Here is an 18982-nt window from a genome sequence, read left to right on the forward strand (position 1 = left end):
GTCACTCGTCGCGCTTGGGCACGATGAGGTCGCGGTTGCCGTTGGTGGCCATGCTCGTTACGAGTCCGGACTTTTCCATTTGTTCCAGCAGGCGCGCGGCGCGGTTGTAGCCGATGCGCAGGTGGCGCTGCACGAGCGAGATGGACGCGCGGCGGTGCTGCAGCACGACGGCCACGGCCTGGTCGTACATCGCGTCGCCCTCGCCGCCGCCCTCACCCACCGGCACTTCGCCGTCGGCGCCGCCGTCACCCAGCACCCCGCCCTCGAGGATGCCTTCGATGTAGTTGGGTTCGCCGCCCTGTTCCTTCAAGTAGTCGACGACACGGTGCACCTCGTCGTCGCTGACGAAGGCGCCGTGCACCCGCACCGGCAGGCCGGTGCCGGAGGCCATGTAGAGCATGTCGCCCATGCCCAGCAGGGCTTCCGCGCCCATCTGGTCGAGGATGGTGCGGCTGTCGATCTTGCTGCTGACCTGGAAGCTCAGGCGGGTCGGGATGTTGGCCTTGATCAGGCCGGTGATCACGTCGACGCTCGGACGCTGCGTGGCGAGGATCAGGTGGATGCCGGCCGCCCGCGCCTTCTGCGCGAGGCGGGCGATCAGTTCCTCGATCTTCTTGCCCACCACCATCATCAGGTCGGCGAGTTCGTCGATCACCACGACGATGAACGGCAGGCGCTCGAGCGGCTCGGGCTGTTCCGGCGTCAGGCTGAACGGGTTCGGAATGCTCTCGCCCCGCTCGACGGCGTCGGCGATCTTCTTGTTGTAGCCGGCGAGGTTGCGCACGCCCAGCTTGCTCATCAGCTTGTAGCGGCGTTCCATCTCGCCGACACACCAGTTGAGCGCGTTCGACGCCTGCTTCATGTCGGTGACGACCGGCGCCAGCAGGTGCGGGATGCCCTCGTAGACGCTCATCTCGAGCATCTTCGGGTCGATGAGGATGAGGCGCACGTCGCGCGCCTCGGCCTTGTAGAGCAGGCTGAGGATCATCGCGTTGATGCCCACCGACTTGCCCGAACCGGTGGTGCCGGCCACGAGGCAGTGCGGCATCTTCGCGAGGTCGGCCACGACCGGAGCACCGACGATGTCCTTGCCGAGGCCCATGGTGAGCTGCGACGACGCGTCGTTGTAGACGGCCGAGCCCAGGATCTCCGACAGGCGGATCATCTGGCGGCGCGCGTTCGGCAGCTCGAGCGCCATGTAGTTCTTGCCCGGGATCACCTCGACCACGCGGATGCTGATCAGGCTGAGCGACCGGGCCAGGTCCTTCGCGAGGCCCACGATCTGCGAGCCCTTCACGCCGGTGGCGGGTTCGATCTCGTAGCGCGTGATCACGGGGCCGGGCGAGGCCGCCACGACCCGCACCTCGACACCGAAGTCCTTGAGCTTCTTCTCGATGAGGCGCGAGGTCATCTCGAGCGTCTCGGGCGTCACGGTCTCCTGGCGGCCCGGGGGCGCGTCGAGCAGGTCCACCTGCGGGAGCTTCGTGTCGGTGAGTTCGGTGAACAGCGGCTTCTGCCGCTCCTTCACGATCCGCTCGGACTTGGGCACCTCGATGACCGGCGCCTCGATCAGGATGGGCGCGTGGTCTTCCTGCAGCTGGTGCTCGACCTCGACCACCAGCTCACGCTCACGCGTGGCCTTCTCGCCGATGCGGTGGTCTTCCGCGCGTTCGATGCGCTCGACACGTTTCTCGCGCCACGACTCGACCCACGCGCCGATGTTCTCGGCGAGGTGCAGCCACGAGAAGCGGAAGGCGAGCGCGACGCCGGCGACGAGGCCGGTGATCCACAGCACGCCCGAGCCGGCGAAGCCCAGCAGCTTCATGCTGAGGGGGCCGAGCAGGTAGCCCAGCACACCACCGGCGTGGCCGCCGGCGAGGGACGCCTCCCAGTGGTACAGGCGGGTCCATTCGAGTGCGGCGCTGGAGCACAGCAGCAGCGCCGTGCCCGCCCAGATCCACCAGCGCGGCTGCGCGGGCGGCGCGTGGTCGGCGTGTTCGGCGCCGCGCAGCAGGCGCGCGAGCGAACCCAGCCAAACGCGCAGCGCGATCAGCAACGTCCACCAGGACGAGTAGCCGAGCAGCACGAAGGCGAGGTCGGAGAACCAGGCGCCCAGCGCCCCGACCTTGTTCAGCGGCAGCGCGTTGCTGCCGGACGTGGAGAACGCGGCGTCGCCCGCATGGTGCGTGGCGAGGGCGAGGAGTGCGAGCAGCCACAGCACGCCGCCGACGATCACGGCGAACTGCGTGCGCAGCGACGCGACCGAGACGGGCGTCGCGAGCGGCGGCGCGGCGACCTTCTCGGCCTTGGGCTTGCGGGGTTTGGGGGCCTTGGCCGGCGGCGGCACGACGCCGTCTTCGTCTGCCTGCAACGAACCGAGCGGAAAAGTCATTCCGTCATTGTCGCGCATCTGCACCGGACTGCTGCAAGCAAGTGCACCGAGCGCCGGCGAGCGGTGGGCCCCGACTTTCGTCGGGGTGACACACACGTCCGGTCATCCCGGCGAACGCCGGGATCCACCGACCGCCGAAGCGAATCAGCCCGTCAGGCGTTCCTTGATGATGACGGACCCGTTTTCCTGGGTCTCCACCATCCCGCGGTCTTCCAGGTCCTTCATCACCCGGCTGACCATCTCGCGGGACGCGCCCACGATCTTGGCCAGATCCTGGCGGGAGACCTTGTTGCGGATGATCTTGACCTCGCCGTCGTCCTCGGCCATGTCGAGCAGCGAACGGGCCACGCGGCCGTACACGTCCAGCAGGGCCAGGGACTCGATCTGGCGGTCGGCGCTGCGCAGGCGCTGCACGAGGCCGCGCATGATCGCGTAGGACAGACTGGAGTTCTCGGGCAGGCAGCGGGCGAACTCCGCGCGACCGAGGATCAGCATGTCGGTCTGCACCTCGGCACGCACCGTCGCCGAGTGGGGTTCGTTGTCGATCAGGCTCATCTCGCCGACGTAGTGCCCCGGGTGCAGCACGGCGAGGATCACCTCGCGGCCGCGGGAGTCGGACGTCAGCACCCGGGCGCGCCCGGTGAGCAGGATGAACAGGGCGTTGGACTTCTTGCCGTGTTCCACCACGATTTCACCACGCCGGAAACGGCGCTTCACCACGCTGTCGGCAATGGCCGTCGCCTGCTCGTTGGTGAGCAGGGAAAACAGCGGCACACGCCGGATCAGGTCCAAGTTGGACAACATGGCCATCGAAGTCACTCCTTCTTTGTCGGTCTATCTGCCAGGGTATCGGACTCAAGCGTGAAAACTTAACGCTTGGAAAAATTTTGCGTATTGTCACCATTAGCGGATTTGACGCCAATGGGTTTGGCCCCCATGTCAAACTCCCGGTCCGGAAAAACATTCGCCGATCCTCCCGCGACGTCCCTGAGAACGCCATGAGCACCACCCCGAAGCACGCCCAAGTCCTGATCCTCGGCTCCGGCCCCGCCGGCTACACCGCCGCCATCTACGCGGCCCGCGCCAACCTGAAGCCCATGCTCGTGACCGGCATCGCCCAGGGCGGGCAGCTGATGACCACCACCGAGGTGGACAACTGGCCGGCGGACGTGATGGGCGTCCAGGGCCCCGAGCTGATGCAGCGTTTCCTCGAGCACGCCGAGCGTTTCAAGACCGAGATCGTGTTCGACCACATCAACCAGGTCGACTTCTCGCAGCGCCCGTTCACCCTCAAGGGCGACTCCGGCACCTACACCTGCGACGCCCTGATCATCGCCACCGGCGCCAGCGCCAAGTACATCGGCCTGCCGTCCGAGGAAGCCTTCATGGGCCGTGGCGTGAGCGGCTGCGCCACCTGCGACGGCTTCTTCTACCGCGACCAGGAGGTCTGCGTGGTGGGCGGCGGCAACACGGCCGTCGAGGAAGCCCTCTACCTGTCGAACATCGCCGCCAAGGTGCACCTGATCCACCGCCGCGACAAGTTCCGCGCCGAAGCCATCCTCGTCGACAAGCTCCACGACAAGGTCGCCGCCGGCAAGATGCAGCTGCACGTGTTCAACACGCTCGACGAAGTGCTGGGCGACCAGACCGGCGTCACCGGTGTGCGCCTGAAGAGCACCACCGACGGCAGCACGAAGGACCTGGCCGTGAAGGGTTGCTTCATCGCCATCGGCCACCAGCCCAACACGGACATCTTCAAGGGCCAGATCGAGATGAAGGACGGCTACATCGTCACGCGCAGCGGCCTCAACGGCTTCGCCACGATGACCACCGTGCCGGGCGTCTTCGCCGCGGGCGACGTGCAGGACCACGTGTACCGCCAGGCCATCACCAGCGCCGGCACGGGCTGCATGGCTGCCCTCGACGCCCAGCGTTTCCTGGAGCAGGCCGGGGCGGTCTGATCGGTCCGGCAAAGACACGCTTGGCTTGACGCCAAAAAGCAGTCTATAATCAGCGTCTTTGCCGAAAACGGTTCGGATGTTTGCGGGTCATCGCGGGTGTTGCATCCCCTGCTGACTCGATCGGCCCGACCTTCGAAGGGCGCCCACCAAGTGCGAAAACACTTGCTCTAGGCGCTATGCCTGAAACGAGATACACACGGAGAAGCGTCATGGCACGCGTCTGTCAAGTCACGGGTAAGCGCCCGATGTCGGGGAACAATGTTTCCCACGCCAACAACAAGACCAAGCGTCGTTTCCTCCCGAACCTGCACTACCGTCGGTTCTGGCTGGAAACCGAAAACCGTTGGGTGCGCCTGCGCATCTCGAACGCTGCGCTGCGCCTGATCGACAAGGTGGGCATCGACCAGGTCGTCGCCGACCTGCGTGCTCGCGGCGAACTCTGAAACTAGGAGCAGATCATGGCTAAAGGCGGACGCGAAAAAATCAAGCTCGAATCTTCTGCGGGCACCGGTCACTTCTACACGACCGACAAGAACAAGAAGACCACGCCCGAAAAGATCGAAATCATGAAGTTCGATCCCAAGGCGCGCAAGCACGTGATGTACAAGGAAACGAAGCTGCGGTAATCCGCGCTCGGTCCTCGCACCACACCCAGAAAGCCCACCCGGCGAAAGCCCGGTGGGTTTTTTGTTGTCCGGACGCAGGAGCCTGGGCGACAGAGCCTAGGGTTCCTCCGACACGAACCCCGTGGAAGTCCCGGGTGCAGCAGCGTGCGGTGCATCACAGAATCGGGATCGGTCAAGGGCATGGTGCCCCTGCCCCCTCCGGAGACCCCATGTCGATTCGCATCCCCCGCCCGCTGCACACCGCCGCGCGTCTCGCGTCCCTGCTGGTCACCGTGGGTGCACTCGCGGCCTGCCACGCCGAGGCCGCCTCGAGCATGGGCCGCCAGGCCAGCTCGTCCAGCAGCGCGGGTGCCAACGGTTCAGTGGCCTCGGGTTCGTTCAAGGGCCTCAACGGCACGGTCCACGCCGCCGGCCACGAGCTGCGCGCACAGGACGGCCAGCTGACCCTCGACGGCAAGCCCTACGGCACGGTCGACGACCGCGCGGTCGCCCAGCTGCTGGTGCGCGAGGGTCAGGCACCCATGGTGACCGTCAACGCCCTCGTGCGGTACGCCACCACGAACTGAGCGCACACCCGCCCGCCAGGCACTCCGGCGGGCAGCGCAGAGGCCAGACGCAGGCGCAAGAAAAGACGCAGCCAAGAAAAAGCCCGCTCGAAGCGGGCTTTGTCGTTTCTGCCGGAAGGGCCTCAGGCGTGCGCCGCCTTCAGCTTCAGCGAGAACTCCTGCAGCGCGGCGATGCCACTTTCTTCGGCCTTGCGGCACCAGGCCTGCAGGTCGACCACGAGCTGTTCGGCCGACACGTTCGTGCGGGTCCACAGCTGGCGCAGTTCCTCGCGCATGGTCACGAGCTTCTCGAGGGCCGGCGTCTGCGCCATCGCGCTGGCGACCTGGGCCTTCAGGTGCGCGGGGATCTTGTCCTCGTCGCGGTGCAGCCAGCGCTTGGCGAGCTGCATGTTCGCGAGCGACGCGGCGCTGGCGGCGCCGTCGGCCTTCAGGCGCTTGATCTCGCCGCCGCAGGCTTCACGCAGGTTGCGCGCGTACTTGGCCATGACCTCGTAGCGGTTGGCGATGATGGCCTCGAGCGTCTTCGAGTCAGCCACGGGCTTGATGGCGCCCGTGCGCAGCACCGGCGCGGTCTTGCGGACCTTGGCCAGGCCCACCATTTCCATGGCGCGGATGTAGCCCCAGCAGATGTCGAACTCGTACGGCTTGATCGAGAACTTGGCCGACGTGGGGTACGTGTGGTGGTTGTTGTGCAGCTCTTCGCCGCCGATGATGATGCCCCACGGCGTCAGGTTCGTGCTGCCGTCCGGCGCCTCGAAGTTGCGGTAGCCCCACCAGTGGCCGAGGCCGTTGATGATGCCGGCGGCGGTGACGGGGATCCAGGCCATCTGCACGGCCCACACGGTCAGGCCCACGGCGCCGAACAGGGCCAGGTCGATGATGAGCATGAGGCCCACGCCCTGCCAGGTGTAGCGGCTGTAGAGATTGCGCTCGATCCAGTCGTCGGGCGTGCCGTGGCCGAACTTGTCCTTGGTTTCCTGGACCTTGGCTTCGGCGCGGTACAGCTCGGCGCCTTCCGTCAGCACCTTCTTGATGCCGTACGTGTAGGGGCTGTGCGGGTCGTCCTTGGTCTCGCACTTCGCGTGGTGCTTGCGGTGGATGGAGACCCACTCCTTCGTGACCTGGCCGGTGGCGAGCCACAGCCAGAAGCGGAAGAAGTGCGACGGAATCGCGTGCAGGTCGAGCGAGCGGTGGGCTTGCGACCGGTGCAGGAAGATCGTGACGGACGCGATGGTGATGTGGGTCAGCACGAGGGTGATCACCACGAGCTGCCACCACGTGGTCTGGATCAGGCCGTTGGCCAGCCAGTCCACCAGGGCGTCCTTCAAGGTCAACAAAACGTTCATCAAAAGTCTTTCAAACCGCCAAACCGGGCGGGGTGGGCCATTGTAAAGGACACAGGCAGTGCCAACCCACTGAAAACAAAGGGTTTCCAGGGGGCCACTTCACCGGATCCAGCCCCGGTTTGATGCAGGTCAAGGCGGTTGGTTCGCCGCTTTTGAACGATTTTCAGCGACGTTCCCAGACGGCCGCGAAAAACGCGTCCGTGCCGTGCCGATGCGGCCAGAGCCGCAGGTAGGGGCCGCGCACCAGGTCGCCGGCGCCGCCCGCATGGGCCTTTTCCAGGGCCTCGACGGCCGGAACGGGTGTGAAATCGCGGGCGTGGGCGGCGGTGAAGGCGTCGGCGATGCCCTCGTTTTCGCTGTCCAGCAGGCTGCAGGTGGCATACACCAGCCGGCCGCCGGGCTTGAGCAGCCGGGCCGCGCTGGCGAGGATGGCCTCCTGCTTGGCCTGCAGCTCGGCCACCGACTGGGGCGACTGGCGCCACTTCATGTCGGGGTTGCGCCGCAGGGTGCCGAGGCCGGAGCACGGGGCGTCCACCAGCACCCGGTCGATCTTGCCGGCTAGGCGCTTGATGCGGTCGTCGCGCTCGTGGGCGATCTGGATCGGGTAGACGTTCGACAGCCCGCTGCGGGCCAGACGCGGCTTCAGGGCCGCCAGGCGGTGCCCGGAGGTGTCGAAGGCGTAGAGGCGGCCGGTGTTGCGCATCGAGGCGCCGAGCGCCAGCGTCTTGCCGCCCGCGCCCGCGCAGAAGTCCACCACCATCTCGCCGCGCTTGGCGTCGGTCAGCAGCGCGAGCAGCTGGCTGCCCTCGTCCTGCACCTCGACCTCGCCCTTCGTGAACGTGTCGGCCTTGTTCAGCGCCGGCTTGCCCTGCACGCGCAGGCCCCAAGGCGAATGTGGCGTGGCCTCGGACTCGATGCCGCCGGCCTTCAACGCCGCCTGCACGTCCTCGCGCTTCGCCTTGAACGTGTTGACGCGCAGGTCGAGCGGGGCGGAACTGTTCAGCGCGTCGACCAGGGGCCAGAACTCCTCGCCCAGCGCGGCCTGCAGCGGCTCGGCCAGCCAGTCGGGCAGGTTGTGCCGCAGGCGCTCGGGCAGCGCGGCCGTGTCGACCTGGCGCACCTTCTCGAGCCACTGCTGCTCCTGCTCGGACATCGCCGCCTTCAGGAAACCATCGTTGCCCTGCCAGCCGAGCAGCGCGAGGCGCCGTTCCATCTCGCCCTTGCCCGACTGGGCCAGGTGCTGGAACAGCAGGCGCTGGCGCAGGACGCCGTACGTGGTCTCGGCGAGCGTGTGCCGCTCGCGGGAACCGAGCTCGCGGTGGGTGCGGAAGAAGTCGGACACCACGCGGTCGGCGGGGGCCTGGAACTGGAGCACCTGGTGCAGCAGATCGGTGGAAAGTTCAAGCAGGGCATTCGGGTGCATGGGAGCGATTATCCTTGGTCGCCATGAGCGATGCCGATCTTCCCCCCCTGCCCCCGACGCCGACGGGCCGATACCGCCACTACAAGGGCGGCGAATACGAGGTGCTGGGCGCCGCGCGCCACAGCGAGACGCTGGAGCCGCTGGTGGTGTACCGCCCGCTCTACAACGCCTCGGGCCTGTGGGTGCGGCCGCACGCGATGTTCTTCGAGCGCGTGACCATCGACGGCGTCGAACGCCTGCGCTTCGAGCCGATGGATCAGAAGAGCTGAGACACGCCGCCGGCGTGGGTCACCACGCCGTTCGGGTCCACCCGCAGCGCGCCTTCGACGATCCAGCGCACCGCGCGCGGGTACATCTGGTGCTCGCGCTCCAGTACACGCGCCGAGAGCGTGGCTTCGGTGTCCCCCGCCAGGACCGGCACCACGGCCTGGGCAATGATGGGCCCATGGTCCAGCTCCGCCGTCACGAAGTGCACCGTCGCCCCCGCCGCCTTGCAGCCGGCCTCGATGGCGCGGCGGTGCGTGTGCAGCCCGGTGAAGGCCGGCAGCAGCGACGGGTGCACGTTGACCAGGCGGCCCGCGAAGCGGTTCACGAAGCCGTCCGTCAGGATGCGCATGAAGCCGGCCAGCACCACCACGTCGGGCGACAGCGCCTCGATGGCATCGCCCAGCGCGGTGTCGAAGGACTCCCGGCCGTCGAAGGCCTTGTGGTCGATCGCCTGCGTGGCGACCCCGCGCGCCTGAGCCCAGGCCAGCCCGGCCGCATCGGGCCGGTTCGAGATCACACCGGCCACCTCGGCGGGCCACCCTTCGGCGGCGCAGGCCTCGACGATGGCCTCCATGTTCGAACCACGGCCGGAAATCAGGATCACGATGCGCTTCATCGGCGGGCAGTGTAGCGGGCCGGTCCTTACAATGCCCGACTCCCCTGCTCCGCCGTTCGTCAACACCCTTTCGCCATGACTCAACGCGTCCTCACCGGCATCACCACCACCGGCACCCCGCACCTGGGCAACTACGTGGGCGCCATCCGCCCGGCGATCCTGGCCAGCCGCGCGCCCGGGGTCGAGAGCTTCTTCTTCATGGCGAACTACCACGCGCTGATCAAGTGCGACGACCCGGAGCGTGTCGCGCGCTCCACGCTCGAGATCGCCGCCACCTTCCTGGCCTCGGGCCTCGACACGAACCGGGTGGTGTTCTACCGGCAGAGCGACATCCCCGAGATCCCCGAACTCACCTGGCTGCTGACCTGCGTCACCGCCAAGGGCCAGATGAACCGCGCCCACGCCTACAAGGCCGCCGCCGACGCGAACGTGGCCGCCGGCGAGGACATCGACGCCAACATCTCGATGGGCCTCTACAGCTACCCCATCCTGATGGCCGCCGACATCCTGATGTTCAACGCCCACCGCGTGCCGGTCGGCAAGGACCAGGTGCAGCACATCGAGATGGCCCGCGACGTGGCCCAGCGCTTCAACCACCTCTACGGCCAGGGCCGCGAGCTGTTCGTGCTGCCGCAGGCCGAGGTCGAGGAGGACGTGGCCACGCTGCCCGGCCTCGACGGCCGCAAGATGTCGAAGAGCTACGACAACACCGTGCCGCTGTTCGAGGGCGGCGCGAAGGGCCTGAAGGACGCGGTCGCGCGCATCGTCACCGACTCGCGCCTGCCCGGCGAGTCGAAGGACCCCGAGAGCACGAGCCTCGTGACCATCCACGACGCCTTCGCCACGCCCGCGCAGCGCGAGGCCTTCCGCGCCGACCTGAAGGGCGGCCTCGGCTGGGGCGACGCCAAGCAGCGCACCGTCGAGCTGATCGAATCGCACATCGGCCCGCTGCGCGGCACGTACGCCGACCTGATCGCCCACCCCGAGCGGGTGGAAGAGGTGCTGCAGGAAGGCGCCCGCAAGGCCCGCGCCACCGCGAAGCCGCTGCTCGCGGAGCTGCGCCACGCCGTGGGCCTGCGCCCGATGGTGGCCGTGGCCACGTCCGGCACCAAGGCGGCGAAGTCCTCCGCCGCGCGCCTGCCCGAGTTCAAGCAGTACCGCGAGGCCGACGGCCGCTTCTTCTTCAAGCTGACCGGCACCGACGGCACCGAGCTGCTGCAGAGCGACGGCCTCGCCGAAGGCAAGGCCGCCGGGGCGTGGGTCAAGCGCCTGAAGACCGAAGGCAGCGCCGCGCTGGCCGAGGCGCCGGTGCAGCTCGTGGCGGACCGCGCCGCGGTCGAGGCGGCCCTGGCCGCCCTCGTGGCCGCGCAGGAGTGAACGTGGCGGGACCGCCCATGGCCGGCATCCACATCACCGACATCGAAGCCGCCATCAACTGGTGGCGCGAGCGGGAGCCTTCGCCCGACGGCATCACCGCCTGCCGCGAGGTGCTCGCGCTCGCCGAGGTGTACGCGCTGATGGTGTACTTCCACGAGAACGAGTGCGACGAGGACACCATGCCGCCGCGCGCCCGCGACGCCTGGCTCGCGTGGTACGCCACGATGCCCGACGCGCCGTGCATCGCCATCTGCTCCACCAGCCAGGGCGACGACCTCTGCAAGGGCTGCGGCCGCACGTTCGACGAGGTGCAGCACTGGCCCGTGATGACCCCGGGCGAGAAGCGCGCCACCTGGCGGCGCATCACGATGGAAGGCACGGCCTGGCGCTTCAACCGCTACGCCGAACGCGCGCTCGAGGACCCCAGGCCCGCGTCCGAGCCCGCCACGCCCTCGCCAGAGAACCCCGCGTGACCCCGAGCCTGCGGCACAGCGCGGGCCGCATCCTCCCCCTCGCGTGGCCCGTGCTCGTGGGCCAGCTCGCCGTGCTCGCCTTCGGCACGGTCGACACCGTGCTCGTCGCCCGCGCCTCCGCCACCGACCTCGCGGCGCTCGCCATCGGCGGCGCGGCCTACATCACCGTGTTCATCGGCCTGATGGGCGTCGTGCTCGCCATCGGTCCCATCGCCGGCCAGCTGTTCGGCGCGAAGCAGCTGCGCGACGCGGGCCGGCAGCTGCACCAGGCCGGCTGGCTCGCGCTCGCGCTGTCGGTCGTGGGGTGTGCCGTGATGCTGTTCCCGCAGCCGTTCCTCGCGCTCTCGCGCGCCTCGCCCGAGGTGGGCGAGAAGGTGCGCGGGTACCTGGCCGCACTCGCCTTCGCGCTGCCGCCTGCGCTGCTGTTCACCGCGTTCCGCGGCTTCAACACGTCGGTGTCGCGCCCGAAGATCGTGATGGCCGTGCAGCTGGGCGGCCTCGCGATGAAGGTGCCGCTCAGCGCCTGGCTCGTGTTCGGAGGCCTCGGCCTGCAGCCGCTCGGCGCGGTGGGCTGCGGCATCGCCACCGCCATCGTGATGTGGGGTCAGCTCGCCATCGCATGGTGGGTGATCCACCGCGACCCGTTCTACGCGCCGTTCGGCCTGCACGACGGCGGCATCGCCCGGCCCGACAGGGAGAGCCAGAAGGCCCTCGTGCGCCTGGGCGTGCCGATGGGCCTGTCGGTGCTGATCGAGGTCACCGGGTTCACGTTCATGGCCTTCTTCATCGCACGCATGGGCACCACGGCCGTCGCCGGCCACCAGCTCGCCGCGAACCTGATCGCCATGCTGTTCATGGTGCCGCTGTCGCTCGGCAACGCCACGGCCACGCTCGTCGCGCAGCGCATCGGCGCCGCGGACATGCCCGACGCGCGCCGCCTCGGCTGGCACGGCCTGCAGATCGCGCTGCTGGTCGCCGCGCTGCTGGGCAGCGGCGTGTACCTCGCCCGCGAGGGCGTGCTGGGCCTCTACACCAGCGATGCGGCCATCATCGCCGCGGCACTGCCGCTGCTCGCGTGGGTCGCGGTGTTCCACATCGCGGACGCGGGCCAGGCCCTGACCTCGTTCGTGCTGCGCGCCCACCGGGTCACCACCGTGCCGCTGCTGATCTACGCGTTCGCGATCTGGGGCGTGGGCCTGGCCGGCGGCTACGTGCTGGCGTTCGACACCTTCGGCAGCACCCCGCCGGCGCTGCTCGGCGCGCGCGGCTTCTGGGCGGCGGCCACCGCGGGCCTCGCCGTGGCCGCGCTGGGGCTCGGGGCCTTCCTGCAGTGGGTGCTGCGCCAGCGAGCCGCCGACGCGGCGGCCTGACCCCCGGGATCAGGCCGTCGGCAGGTCCAGCTGGAACGTGCAGCCGCCACCGTCGCGCGGCAGGCAACGCACGGTGCCCCCGTGCCCCTCCGCAATCTGCTTGACGAGGCTCAGCCCCAACCCCACGCCACCCGCCTGTTCGGCGTGCCCGGGCAGGCGGTAGAACGGCTCGAAGATGCGCGTGCGCTGGTCGGCCGGCACGCCGGGGCCGCGATCGTTCACCTGCACGACGGCGGTGCCGCCGCGGGACGACACGGTGACACCCACGTCGCCGCCGCCATAGCGGCGGGCGTTCTCCAGCAGGTTGCGCAGCGCGCGGCGCAGCAGGCGTTCGTCGCCGAACACCGAGGCGGGTTCGCCACCGGCCTGCGCGTCGACACGCGCGGCCTCCTCGGCGGCCAGCGCCAGCATTTCCACCGGCTCGCGCAGGCCCATCTGCGGGGCCGCGTCGAGCCGGCTCGCGAGCAGCACCTCCTCGACGAGTGCATCGAGTTCGGCGACGTTGGTGTCGATCTCGCGCTTGAGGCGCTCGCGCTGGACGGGGGGCGCTTCGTCGAGCATCGACACGGCCATCTTCATGCGGGCGAGCGGCGAGCGCAGTTCATGGCTGGCGTTCGCGAGCAGCGAGCGGTGCGACTGCACGAGCGCCTCGATGCGCCCCGCGGCCTGGTTGAAGCTGGCGGCCACGGCGGCCACCTCGTCCCGGCCGGACACCTCGACGCGCTGGCCGAGGTTGCCCGCACCGAAGTTCTCGACCCCGTGCTGCAGCGCCTTGAGCCGCCGCGTGAGCCGGCGCACCGCGGGCCAGGCCCCGGCGGCCACCGCGAAGAACAGCAGCACCAGCACCACGACGAGGCTCACGCTGCGGCGCAGCACCGTCTCGCCCCAGGGCCAGTCGACCGGGCCCCGGTCGTCGTCGGCACCTTCGCGCGGGGGCGGCGGCAACCCGCGCGGCGGCGGACCCACCGGGCGGTTGCCCGGGCGCATCACCCACAGCGTGCGGCCGTCTTCCAGCCGCATGGCCATGCCGTGGGCCGTGCCCTCGGCCTGCCGGCGCAGGAAGCTGTCGGATGCGGCGATGCGCTGGCCCTTCACGTCGTCGAGCGCCAGCGGCAGGCGCAGGCGGTGCGACCACGCATGCAGCGCGGCGGCCTGCTGCTCCACGGGCTCCTCGGTGCCGGGCAGCGAACGCTGGATCAGGTCGGCCCACGCCGCCACGCGCTCGGCGAGCATCGAGTTCGCCTGCACCCGCTCTTCCTCGATGTGCCGCTGGAACAGCCAGCCGGAGCTGAAGGCGAACAGCAGCAGCACCGCCACCACGGTCAGGTAGATCCGCAGCGTGAGGGTGTGCATGCGGTCGATCACGGTCCGTTCTCGGCGTCTTGCTTCTTCGCGAACACGTAGCCGGCGCCCCGCACCGTCAACACGCGGCGCGGGTTCTTCGGATCGTCCTCGATGACCGCGCGGATGCGCGAGATGTGGACGTCGATGGAGCGGTCGAACGCTTCCATCGGGTGGCCCTTGAGCAGGTCCATGATCTGGTCGCGCGACAGCACGCGGCCCGGGCTCTGCGCCATCACCACGAGCAGGTCGAACTGGTGGCTGGTGAGGTCGCACACCTTGCCGTCGAGGCGCGCGGCGCGTTCGCCGAGGTCGATCTCGAGGCGGCCGAACCGCAGCACCTCGTCGCCCGCGGGCGTGGGCGAGGCGCGGCGAAGCAGGGCCTTCACGCGGGCGAGCAACTCGCGCGGCTCGAACGGCTTGGGCAGGTAGTCGTCGGCGCCCATCTCGAGGCCCACGATGCGGTCCATCGGCTCGCCGCGGGCGGTCAGCATCAGCAGCGGCAGCTGGCGGGTGCGCGGGTTCGCGCGCAGTTCTCGGCACAGGTCGAGCCCGTCGCCGTCGGGCAGCATCAGGTCGAGCACCAGGGCGTCGTGGACAGACGAGGCGAGCTGCTCGCGTCCTTCGGCGAGCGAGCCGGCCACGGTCACCTCGTAGCCAGACCCGCGCAGGTAGTCGGCCACCATGGCGGAGAGTCGGGCGTCGTCGTCGATCAGGAGGAGGCGGATGGTCATGGCGGTATCAAATGACAAAAGCCCCGGGGCCGGAACCCCGGGGCGGACGTCGTGTGGTCCGTGTGTCAATCAGAACACAATTCAGGTCAGCGGAAACGTCGAAGGCACCGCGCTCTGCTCGCGGTCATGGCGCATCGGCGGACGGTGGCGCTTCTCCAGCCGGGCGGCCAGCGTGGCGCGCTGCTTCGGGTTCAGCACCTTGGCGGCGTCGACCATCGCCTGCGTCACGCGGCGGCTGACGGCCTCGTGCGCCTGAGCCTGCTGCTGGCGCAGCGCCTCCACGGCGGCCTCGTCGATGGTGGGTGCCGTGAACAATTCACGGCCCTTCTCGCGCAGGCCCTTCCCGGCGTCCAGCTGCGCCTTCACGTCCTTCGCCGCCGCCTGGGCGATCTGGCGGATCTGCGTGCGCTGGGCGTCGGTGGCATCCAGTCCGTCGAGCAAACGGTCCACCATGCGGTCGATGCGCTCGGGCGGGGCCATCAGCAGCAAGCCCGGGCCGCCCATCGAGGGCGGGCCGCGGTGCCCCGGGCCCGGGCCGGGTTCGGCCCAGCTCGTGATCGCCACGGTGCCCAGCACCGCCACCACCACACCCGCCAGCAGGCCCTTCAGGCCGCGGCTCCGGGTCGTCGTTTGTTCCATGTCGGTCTCCTGTCATCGGGCTCGTTGCCCATGACGAGATGGTCCCGCCGGGCGGTGAATCACCGGTGGCCCAGGGGTAAAGATCTGTGAACCCCATCACGCGCCGCGGGCCCTCAAGCCACGGCCGCTTCGGCCGATAACCACCGTACAGGCAACATCAGGCCGCACTCCGGCCGGCGTCAGAAGAACATCTGGGGACCGACGACATGCTTTCCGAGACGAGCCGTCTCTCACACCTGCTATCCCACCTGGACCAGGCCGACGGACGTACCGTGGGACGCCTGGAGCCGTGGACGTTGTCGAGTCATTTCCAACCCATCTACAGCCTGTCGCACGGACGGGTCGTGGGCCACGAGGCGCTGCTGCGCGCGACCGGCCCCGAGGGGCAATTCGTGCCGCCGCCCGAGGTGTTCCGGTCCTGCCGATCCAACGACGAACTGGCCGACTGCGACAGCATCAGCCGCCTGGTCCACCTGCGCAACTTCGTCACGCAGGGGCCGCAGTCGCAATGGGTGTTCCTCAACATCCATCCCGAGGTGTTCCAGCGCCTGGCCCGCCGGCCCGACGGCGGCGAGGCCTACCTGCGCGGCGTGTCCGAGCGCGTCGGCGTGCCCGGCGACCGCATGGTGCTCGAGGTGCTCGAGACCGACATCTCCGACCTGCCCGCGATGGAAGCCGCGATGGCGGCGGCTCGCCGCCACGGCTGCCTGATCGCGATCGACGACTTCGGCGCGGGCCAGTCCAACTTCGACCGCGTCTGGCGCATGCAGCCCGACATCGTGAAGCTCGATCGCAACCTGATCGCCCGCGCGGCCCAGGACCGGCGCACGCAGCGCGTGGTCTCGCAGATGGCCTCGCTGCTGCACGAATGCGGCGCGATGGTGCTGATGGAGGGGGTCGAGACACTCGACGAGGCCTACATCGCGATGGAGTCCGACGCGGACATGGTGCAGGGCTACTACTTCGGCCGCCCGCAGCCCGCCCTCGTGCCCAACGGCCACGCGCCGCAGACCATCTCGGGCCTGTACCCCGGCCTCGGCGTCCGCCGCGACCGCCAGCGCCACGAACACCGCATCAAGCTCGCCCCGTACCAGCACGCGATCGGCAACGCCGGCGTGCTGATGAGCGCGGGCGTGTCGGCCGAGGACGCCTGCCGCGACTTCCTCGCGCTCACCGGCGCCGACATCGCCTACGTGCTCGACGCCGAGGGCTACCAGATCGGCACGCACCTGCACCCGCCCGGCCGTGGCGACTCGCCCCGCGCCGGCTTCGAGCCGCTCGCCCGCAGCGACGGCGCCTGCTGGGCGCGCCGCCCGTACTTCCGCCGCGCCACCGAGGCGATCGGCAAGGTGCAGACCACGCGGCCCTACCGCACGCTGCACGGCAAGCTCGTGTGCGTGACGGTCTCGTACGCCTTCCACCACCAGGAGAACGGCCGGCGCGAACTGCGCGTCGTGTGCGGCGACATGGAATGGAACGAATCGGCCCCCGAGTCCGGAGAGGCCGCATGACCACGAAACCCCGAAGCGCGCAAGTCATCGCCCTGCCCGGCCTCGCACCGGACCGGCTGCCGGCCGAACCGGCCGGCCCCTCGGAGGCCGACGAGGCCGCGGCCCGCGAGTCCGCCGAACGCGCGCAGCGGCGGCGCGTGCTGTGGATCCGCGAGTCCAAGGTGATCGCCACCAGCTACGCCATCAACGGCGTGTGCCTCGCCCTCTTCGCGCTCACGGGCACCGTGCACTGGAGCGCCGCGCTGCTCTACGCCGTGCCGGGCTGGATCGTCTGCGCGATCGCCTGCGCGCTGATCTCGAGCGGGTACTCGCAGCGCTGGTCGGACCCGAGCATGTCGGCCGCCCAGTCCATCGCGGGCATGGTGATCTGCGGGCTCGGCATCGCGGTCTTCCCGGTGATGACGTTCCTGTACGTGCTGATCCTGTTCACGATCTTCCTCAGCGCCACGTATCGCATGCCGCGGTCGCAGGCGACGCTCGCGTGGTTCATCGTCAGCGCCGTGATCGGCGCGGCCACGCTGACCGGCAGCCGTTCGCTGCAGATCCCGTCGCACACCGCGGCAGAGCAGTTCACGGCCTGGGCCTGCTTCACGGCCACGCTCGCACGGTGCGTGCTGCTGAGCATCATCAACAGCGGGCACAACCAGCTGCTGCGCCAGCGCGGCGAGCAGATGGCCGCCACGCTCGCGCAGATCGAACGCCTCGCGAACTACGACGAACTCACGGGCCTGCTCAACCGCCGCAGCATCCTGCGCGTGCTGGACGAGGAGATCGAGCGCGCCGAACGCGACGGCACCCCGCTCGCGGTGGCGCTGCTCGACATCGACCACTTCAAGGCCGTCAACGACCAGCACGGCCACCTGACCGGCGACCGCACACTGCAGACGTTCGCCGAGGCCGTGCAGACCCGCCAGCGCGCCACCGACCGCTTCGGCCGCCACGGCGGCGAGGAGTTCCTGCTGATCCTGCCCGACACCGACGCCGCCGAGGCCGCCCGAGCGCTCGACCGGCTGAGGGACGGTGTGTCCGCGGCCGACTGGGCCTCGCTCGCCCCGGGCCTGTCGGTCAGCTTCTCCGCCGGCATGGCCGTCCACCAGGCCGGGGAATCCGTCGAACAACTGCTGAGCCGCGCGGACCGCGGCCTCTATGGAGCCAAGGATGCAGGCCGCAACTGCCACCGCGCCGGGTGATCGCCAGGACGTGGCCGCGCGCCAGGCCACGTTCACGAAACACGCGCTGCGCAACGTGCGCATCATCTCGTACAGCTACCTGATCGACGGGGCGATGCTGGGCCTCTTCGCGTTCCTCGGCACGGTGCACTGGGTGCCCGTCGCGGCTTACACGCTGATGGGGCTGATGATCGGGACCTTCTGGACCGTGGTGTTCCAGAACGGCTGGTCGCTCGGATTCAAGGACCCCCACCTGCCGATGACCCTGTCGCTGACGCACCAGGTGCTGCAGCTGGTGGGCATGCTGCTGATGCCGCAGCTGAGTTTCGTCTTCCTGCTCGTGCTGTTCATCGTCTTCACGTCGCTCGCGATGCGCGTGGCGCTGCGCCAGGCCGTGACCGCGTGCGTGACCGTCTGCCTGGGTGCGGGCATCGTGCTGTGGGGGGTGCCGGGGCCCATGCGCATCCCGGACGCCAACATCGCCGAGCAGGTGGTGTCGTGGGCCTTCATCTCGCTGACGCTGTGGCAGTGCATCTGGATCGGCTCGTTCAACGGCGCGATGACGGCGCTGCTGAAGAAGCGCAGCCGCGAGCTGGCCGCGCTCACCCGCAAGGTGCAGCACCTGGCGCAGCACGACGAGCTCACCGGCCTCATCAACCGCCGCACGCTGATGACCGTGCTCGCCGACGAGCAGCGCCGCAGCGACCGCACCGGCAAGTCCCTCGTCGTGGCCCTGCTGGACCTGGACCATTTCAAGGCCATCAACGACACGCTGGGCCACCCGGCCGGCGACCGCACGCTCAAGCGCTTCGCCTCCACCGTGCAGCAGCTGGCCCGCAACACCGACCGGTTCGGCCGCTATGGCGGCGAGGAGTTCCTCGCCGTGCTGACCGGCACCACTGTGGCCGACGCCCACATCCCCATCGAGCGCTTCCGCGCGGCGCTGGCCGCGCAGGGCTGGGACGAGATCGCACCCGGCCTCGAGGTGCACTTTTCGTGCGGCCTCGCCCAGTACCGTTCCGGCGAGTCGACCGAGGACCTGCTCAAGCGCGCGGACGACGCGCTGTACCAGGCCAAGCGCGACGGGCGCCGCTGCACGCGCGTGGGCTGAGTTGTAGGACGGCGACCCGCCCCGGGTCGCGCCCGCGTCCGATGGCCGTCCCGGCGCGGC

Annotated in this window: 19 protein-coding genes; 11 read left to right on the forward strand and 8 right to left on the reverse strand. The window is 69.5% G+C overall.

Annotation, left to right across the window (positions count from 1 at the left end; translation table 11 throughout):
* Nucleotide 1 precedes the first annotated feature (1 nt).
* Together A4W93_RS22550 and A4W93_RS22555 are read right to left on the reverse strand one after the other, a co-directional pair.
* Complete coding sequence (locus tag A4W93_RS22550; protein ID WP_085752743.1) at nt 2-2392, reverse strand: DNA translocase FtsK; 2391 nt, start codon at nt 2390-2392, stop codon at nt 2-4.
* 144 nt (nt 2393-2536) lie between these two features.
* On the reverse strand, nt 2537-3202 hold the full coding sequence (locus A4W93_RS22555) for a Crp/Fnr family transcriptional regulator (protein WP_085752744.1): 666 nt from the start codon (nt 3200-3202) through the stop codon (nt 2537-2539).
* Between the two features lie 188 nt (nt 3203-3390).
* Between A4W93_RS22555 and trxB the strand changes: the two genes are divergently transcribed.
* The 4 genes from trxB (at nt 3391) to A4W93_RS22575 (ending at nt 5545) form a co-directional block, all read left to right on the forward strand.
* Nucleotides 3391-4353: a thioredoxin-disulfide reductase gene (gene trxB / locus A4W93_RS22560; protein WP_085752745.1), complete on the forward strand. Its 963-nt coding sequence runs from the start codon at nt 3391-3393 to the stop codon at nt 4351-4353.
* Between the two features lie 209 nt (nt 4354-4562).
* Entirely contained in the window at nt 4563-4796 is a 234-nt protein-coding gene (rpmB, locus tag A4W93_RS22565; RefSeq protein WP_085752746.1) for a 50S ribosomal protein L28, read from the forward strand.
* Nucleotides 4797-4811: 15 nt separating this feature from the next.
* Nucleotides 4812-4979: a 50S ribosomal protein L33 gene (rpmG, locus tag A4W93_RS22570; RefSeq protein ID WP_056664409.1), complete on the forward strand. Its 168-nt coding sequence runs from the start codon at nt 4812-4814 to the stop codon at nt 4977-4979.
* Between the two features lie 209 nt (nt 4980-5188).
* Nucleotides 5189-5545, forward strand: coding sequence for a hypothetical protein (locus tag A4W93_RS22575; protein ID WP_085752747.1), 357 nt, complete (start codon nt 5189-5191; stop codon nt 5543-5545).
* Nucleotides 5546-5667: 122 nt separating this feature from the next.
* On the opposite strand, the gene A4W93_RS22580 is transcribed toward A4W93_RS22575, so the two are convergent.
* Complete coding sequence (locus A4W93_RS22580) at nt 5668-6891, reverse strand: DesA family fatty acid desaturase (protein ID WP_085752748.1); 1224 nt, start codon at nt 6889-6891, stop codon at nt 5668-5670.
* Between the two features lie 163 nt (nt 6892-7054).
* Complete coding sequence (locus A4W93_RS22585) at nt 7055-8314, reverse strand: RsmB/NOP family class I SAM-dependent RNA methyltransferase (RefSeq protein WP_085752749.1); 1260 nt, start codon at nt 8312-8314, stop codon at nt 7055-7057.
* Nucleotides 8315-8337: 23 nt separating this feature from the next.
* Between A4W93_RS22585 and A4W93_RS22590 the strand changes: the two genes are divergently transcribed.
* A complete protein-coding gene (locus tag A4W93_RS22590; protein ID WP_085752750.1) occupies nt 8338-8583 on the forward strand; it encodes a DUF1653 domain-containing protein in 246 nt (81 codons plus the stop codon).
* Here A4W93_RS22590 and purN read toward each other — a convergent pair.
* Complete coding sequence (gene purN / locus A4W93_RS22595; RefSeq protein WP_085752751.1) at nt 8571-9197, reverse strand: phosphoribosylglycinamide formyltransferase; 627 nt, start codon at nt 9195-9197, stop codon at nt 8571-8573. The genes A4W93_RS22590 and purN overlap by 13 nt on opposite strands.
* A 75-nt stretch (nt 9198-9272) precedes the next feature.
* Here purN and A4W93_RS22600 point away from each other — a divergent pair, with 75 nt between their 5' ends.
* Genes A4W93_RS22600 through A4W93_RS22610 form a run of 3 tightly spaced genes read left to right on the forward strand, consistent with a single transcriptional unit; the run spans nt 9273 to nt 12417 of the window.
* A complete protein-coding gene (locus A4W93_RS22600; RefSeq protein WP_085752752.1) occupies nt 9273-10574 on the forward strand; it encodes a tryptophan--tRNA ligase in 1302 nt (433 codons plus the stop codon).
* 17 nt (nt 10575-10591) lie between these two features.
* Entirely contained in the window at nt 10592-11047 is a 456-nt protein-coding gene (locus A4W93_RS22605) for a DUF3717 domain-containing protein (RefSeq protein WP_085752753.1), read from the forward strand.
* Nucleotides 11044-12417, forward strand: coding sequence for an MATE family efflux transporter (locus A4W93_RS22610; RefSeq protein ID WP_085752754.1), 1374 nt, complete (start codon nt 11044-11046; stop codon nt 12415-12417). The genes A4W93_RS22605 and A4W93_RS22610 overlap by 4 nt, the downstream gene beginning before the upstream one ends.
* A 9-nt stretch (nt 12418-12426) precedes the next feature.
* Here the strand turns inward: A4W93_RS22610 and A4W93_RS22615 are convergent, their stop codons facing one another.
* From A4W93_RS22615 to A4W93_RS22625, 3 genes are all read right to left on the reverse strand, one after another.
* Complete coding sequence (locus tag A4W93_RS22615) at nt 12427-13782, reverse strand: sensor histidine kinase (RefSeq protein ID WP_320409203.1); 1356 nt, start codon at nt 13780-13782, stop codon at nt 12427-12429.
* On the reverse strand, nt 13779-14492 hold the full coding sequence (locus A4W93_RS22620) for a response regulator (RefSeq protein ID WP_085752755.1): 714 nt from the start codon (nt 14490-14492) through the stop codon (nt 13779-13781). The genes A4W93_RS22615 and A4W93_RS22620 overlap by 4 nt, the downstream gene beginning before the upstream one ends.
* Before the next feature lie 81 nt (nt 14493-14573).
* Nucleotides 14574-15131 carry a Spy/CpxP family protein refolding chaperone gene (locus tag A4W93_RS22625; protein ID WP_085752756.1) on the reverse strand — a complete coding sequence of 186 codons (558 nt, stop codon included), beginning with the start codon at nt 15129-15131 and terminating at the stop codon, nt 14574-14576.
* 296 nt (nt 15132-15427) lie between these two features.
* On the opposite strand from A4W93_RS22625, the gene A4W93_RS22630 reads away from it, so the two are divergent.
* From A4W93_RS22630 to A4W93_RS22640, 3 genes are read left to right on the forward strand one after another with little or no spacing between them, the layout of a single operon-like run.
* Entirely contained in the window at nt 15428-16642 is a 1215-nt protein-coding gene (locus A4W93_RS22630; RefSeq protein WP_169726580.1) for an EAL domain-containing protein, read from the forward strand.
* The gene (locus A4W93_RS22635; RefSeq protein ID WP_157782217.1) at nt 16639-17832 is read left to right on the forward strand and encodes a GGDEF domain-containing protein; all 1194 of its coding nucleotides are present in this window, start codon (nt 16639-16641) and stop codon (nt 17830-17832) included. Before A4W93_RS22630 ends, A4W93_RS22635 begins: the two co-directional genes overlap by 4 nt.
* The gene (locus A4W93_RS22640; protein WP_157782218.1) at nt 17801-18922 is read left to right on the forward strand and encodes a GGDEF domain-containing protein; all 1122 of its coding nucleotides are present in this window, start codon (nt 17801-17803) and stop codon (nt 18920-18922) included. Before A4W93_RS22635 ends, A4W93_RS22640 begins: the two co-directional genes overlap by 32 nt.
* Nucleotides 18923-18982: the final 60 nt, after the last annotated feature.

Source organism: Piscinibacter gummiphilus (genome assembly GCF_002116905.1).
Classification (GTDB): domain Bacteria; phylum Pseudomonadota; class Gammaproteobacteria; order Burkholderiales; family Burkholderiaceae_C; genus Rhizobacter; species Rhizobacter gummiphilus.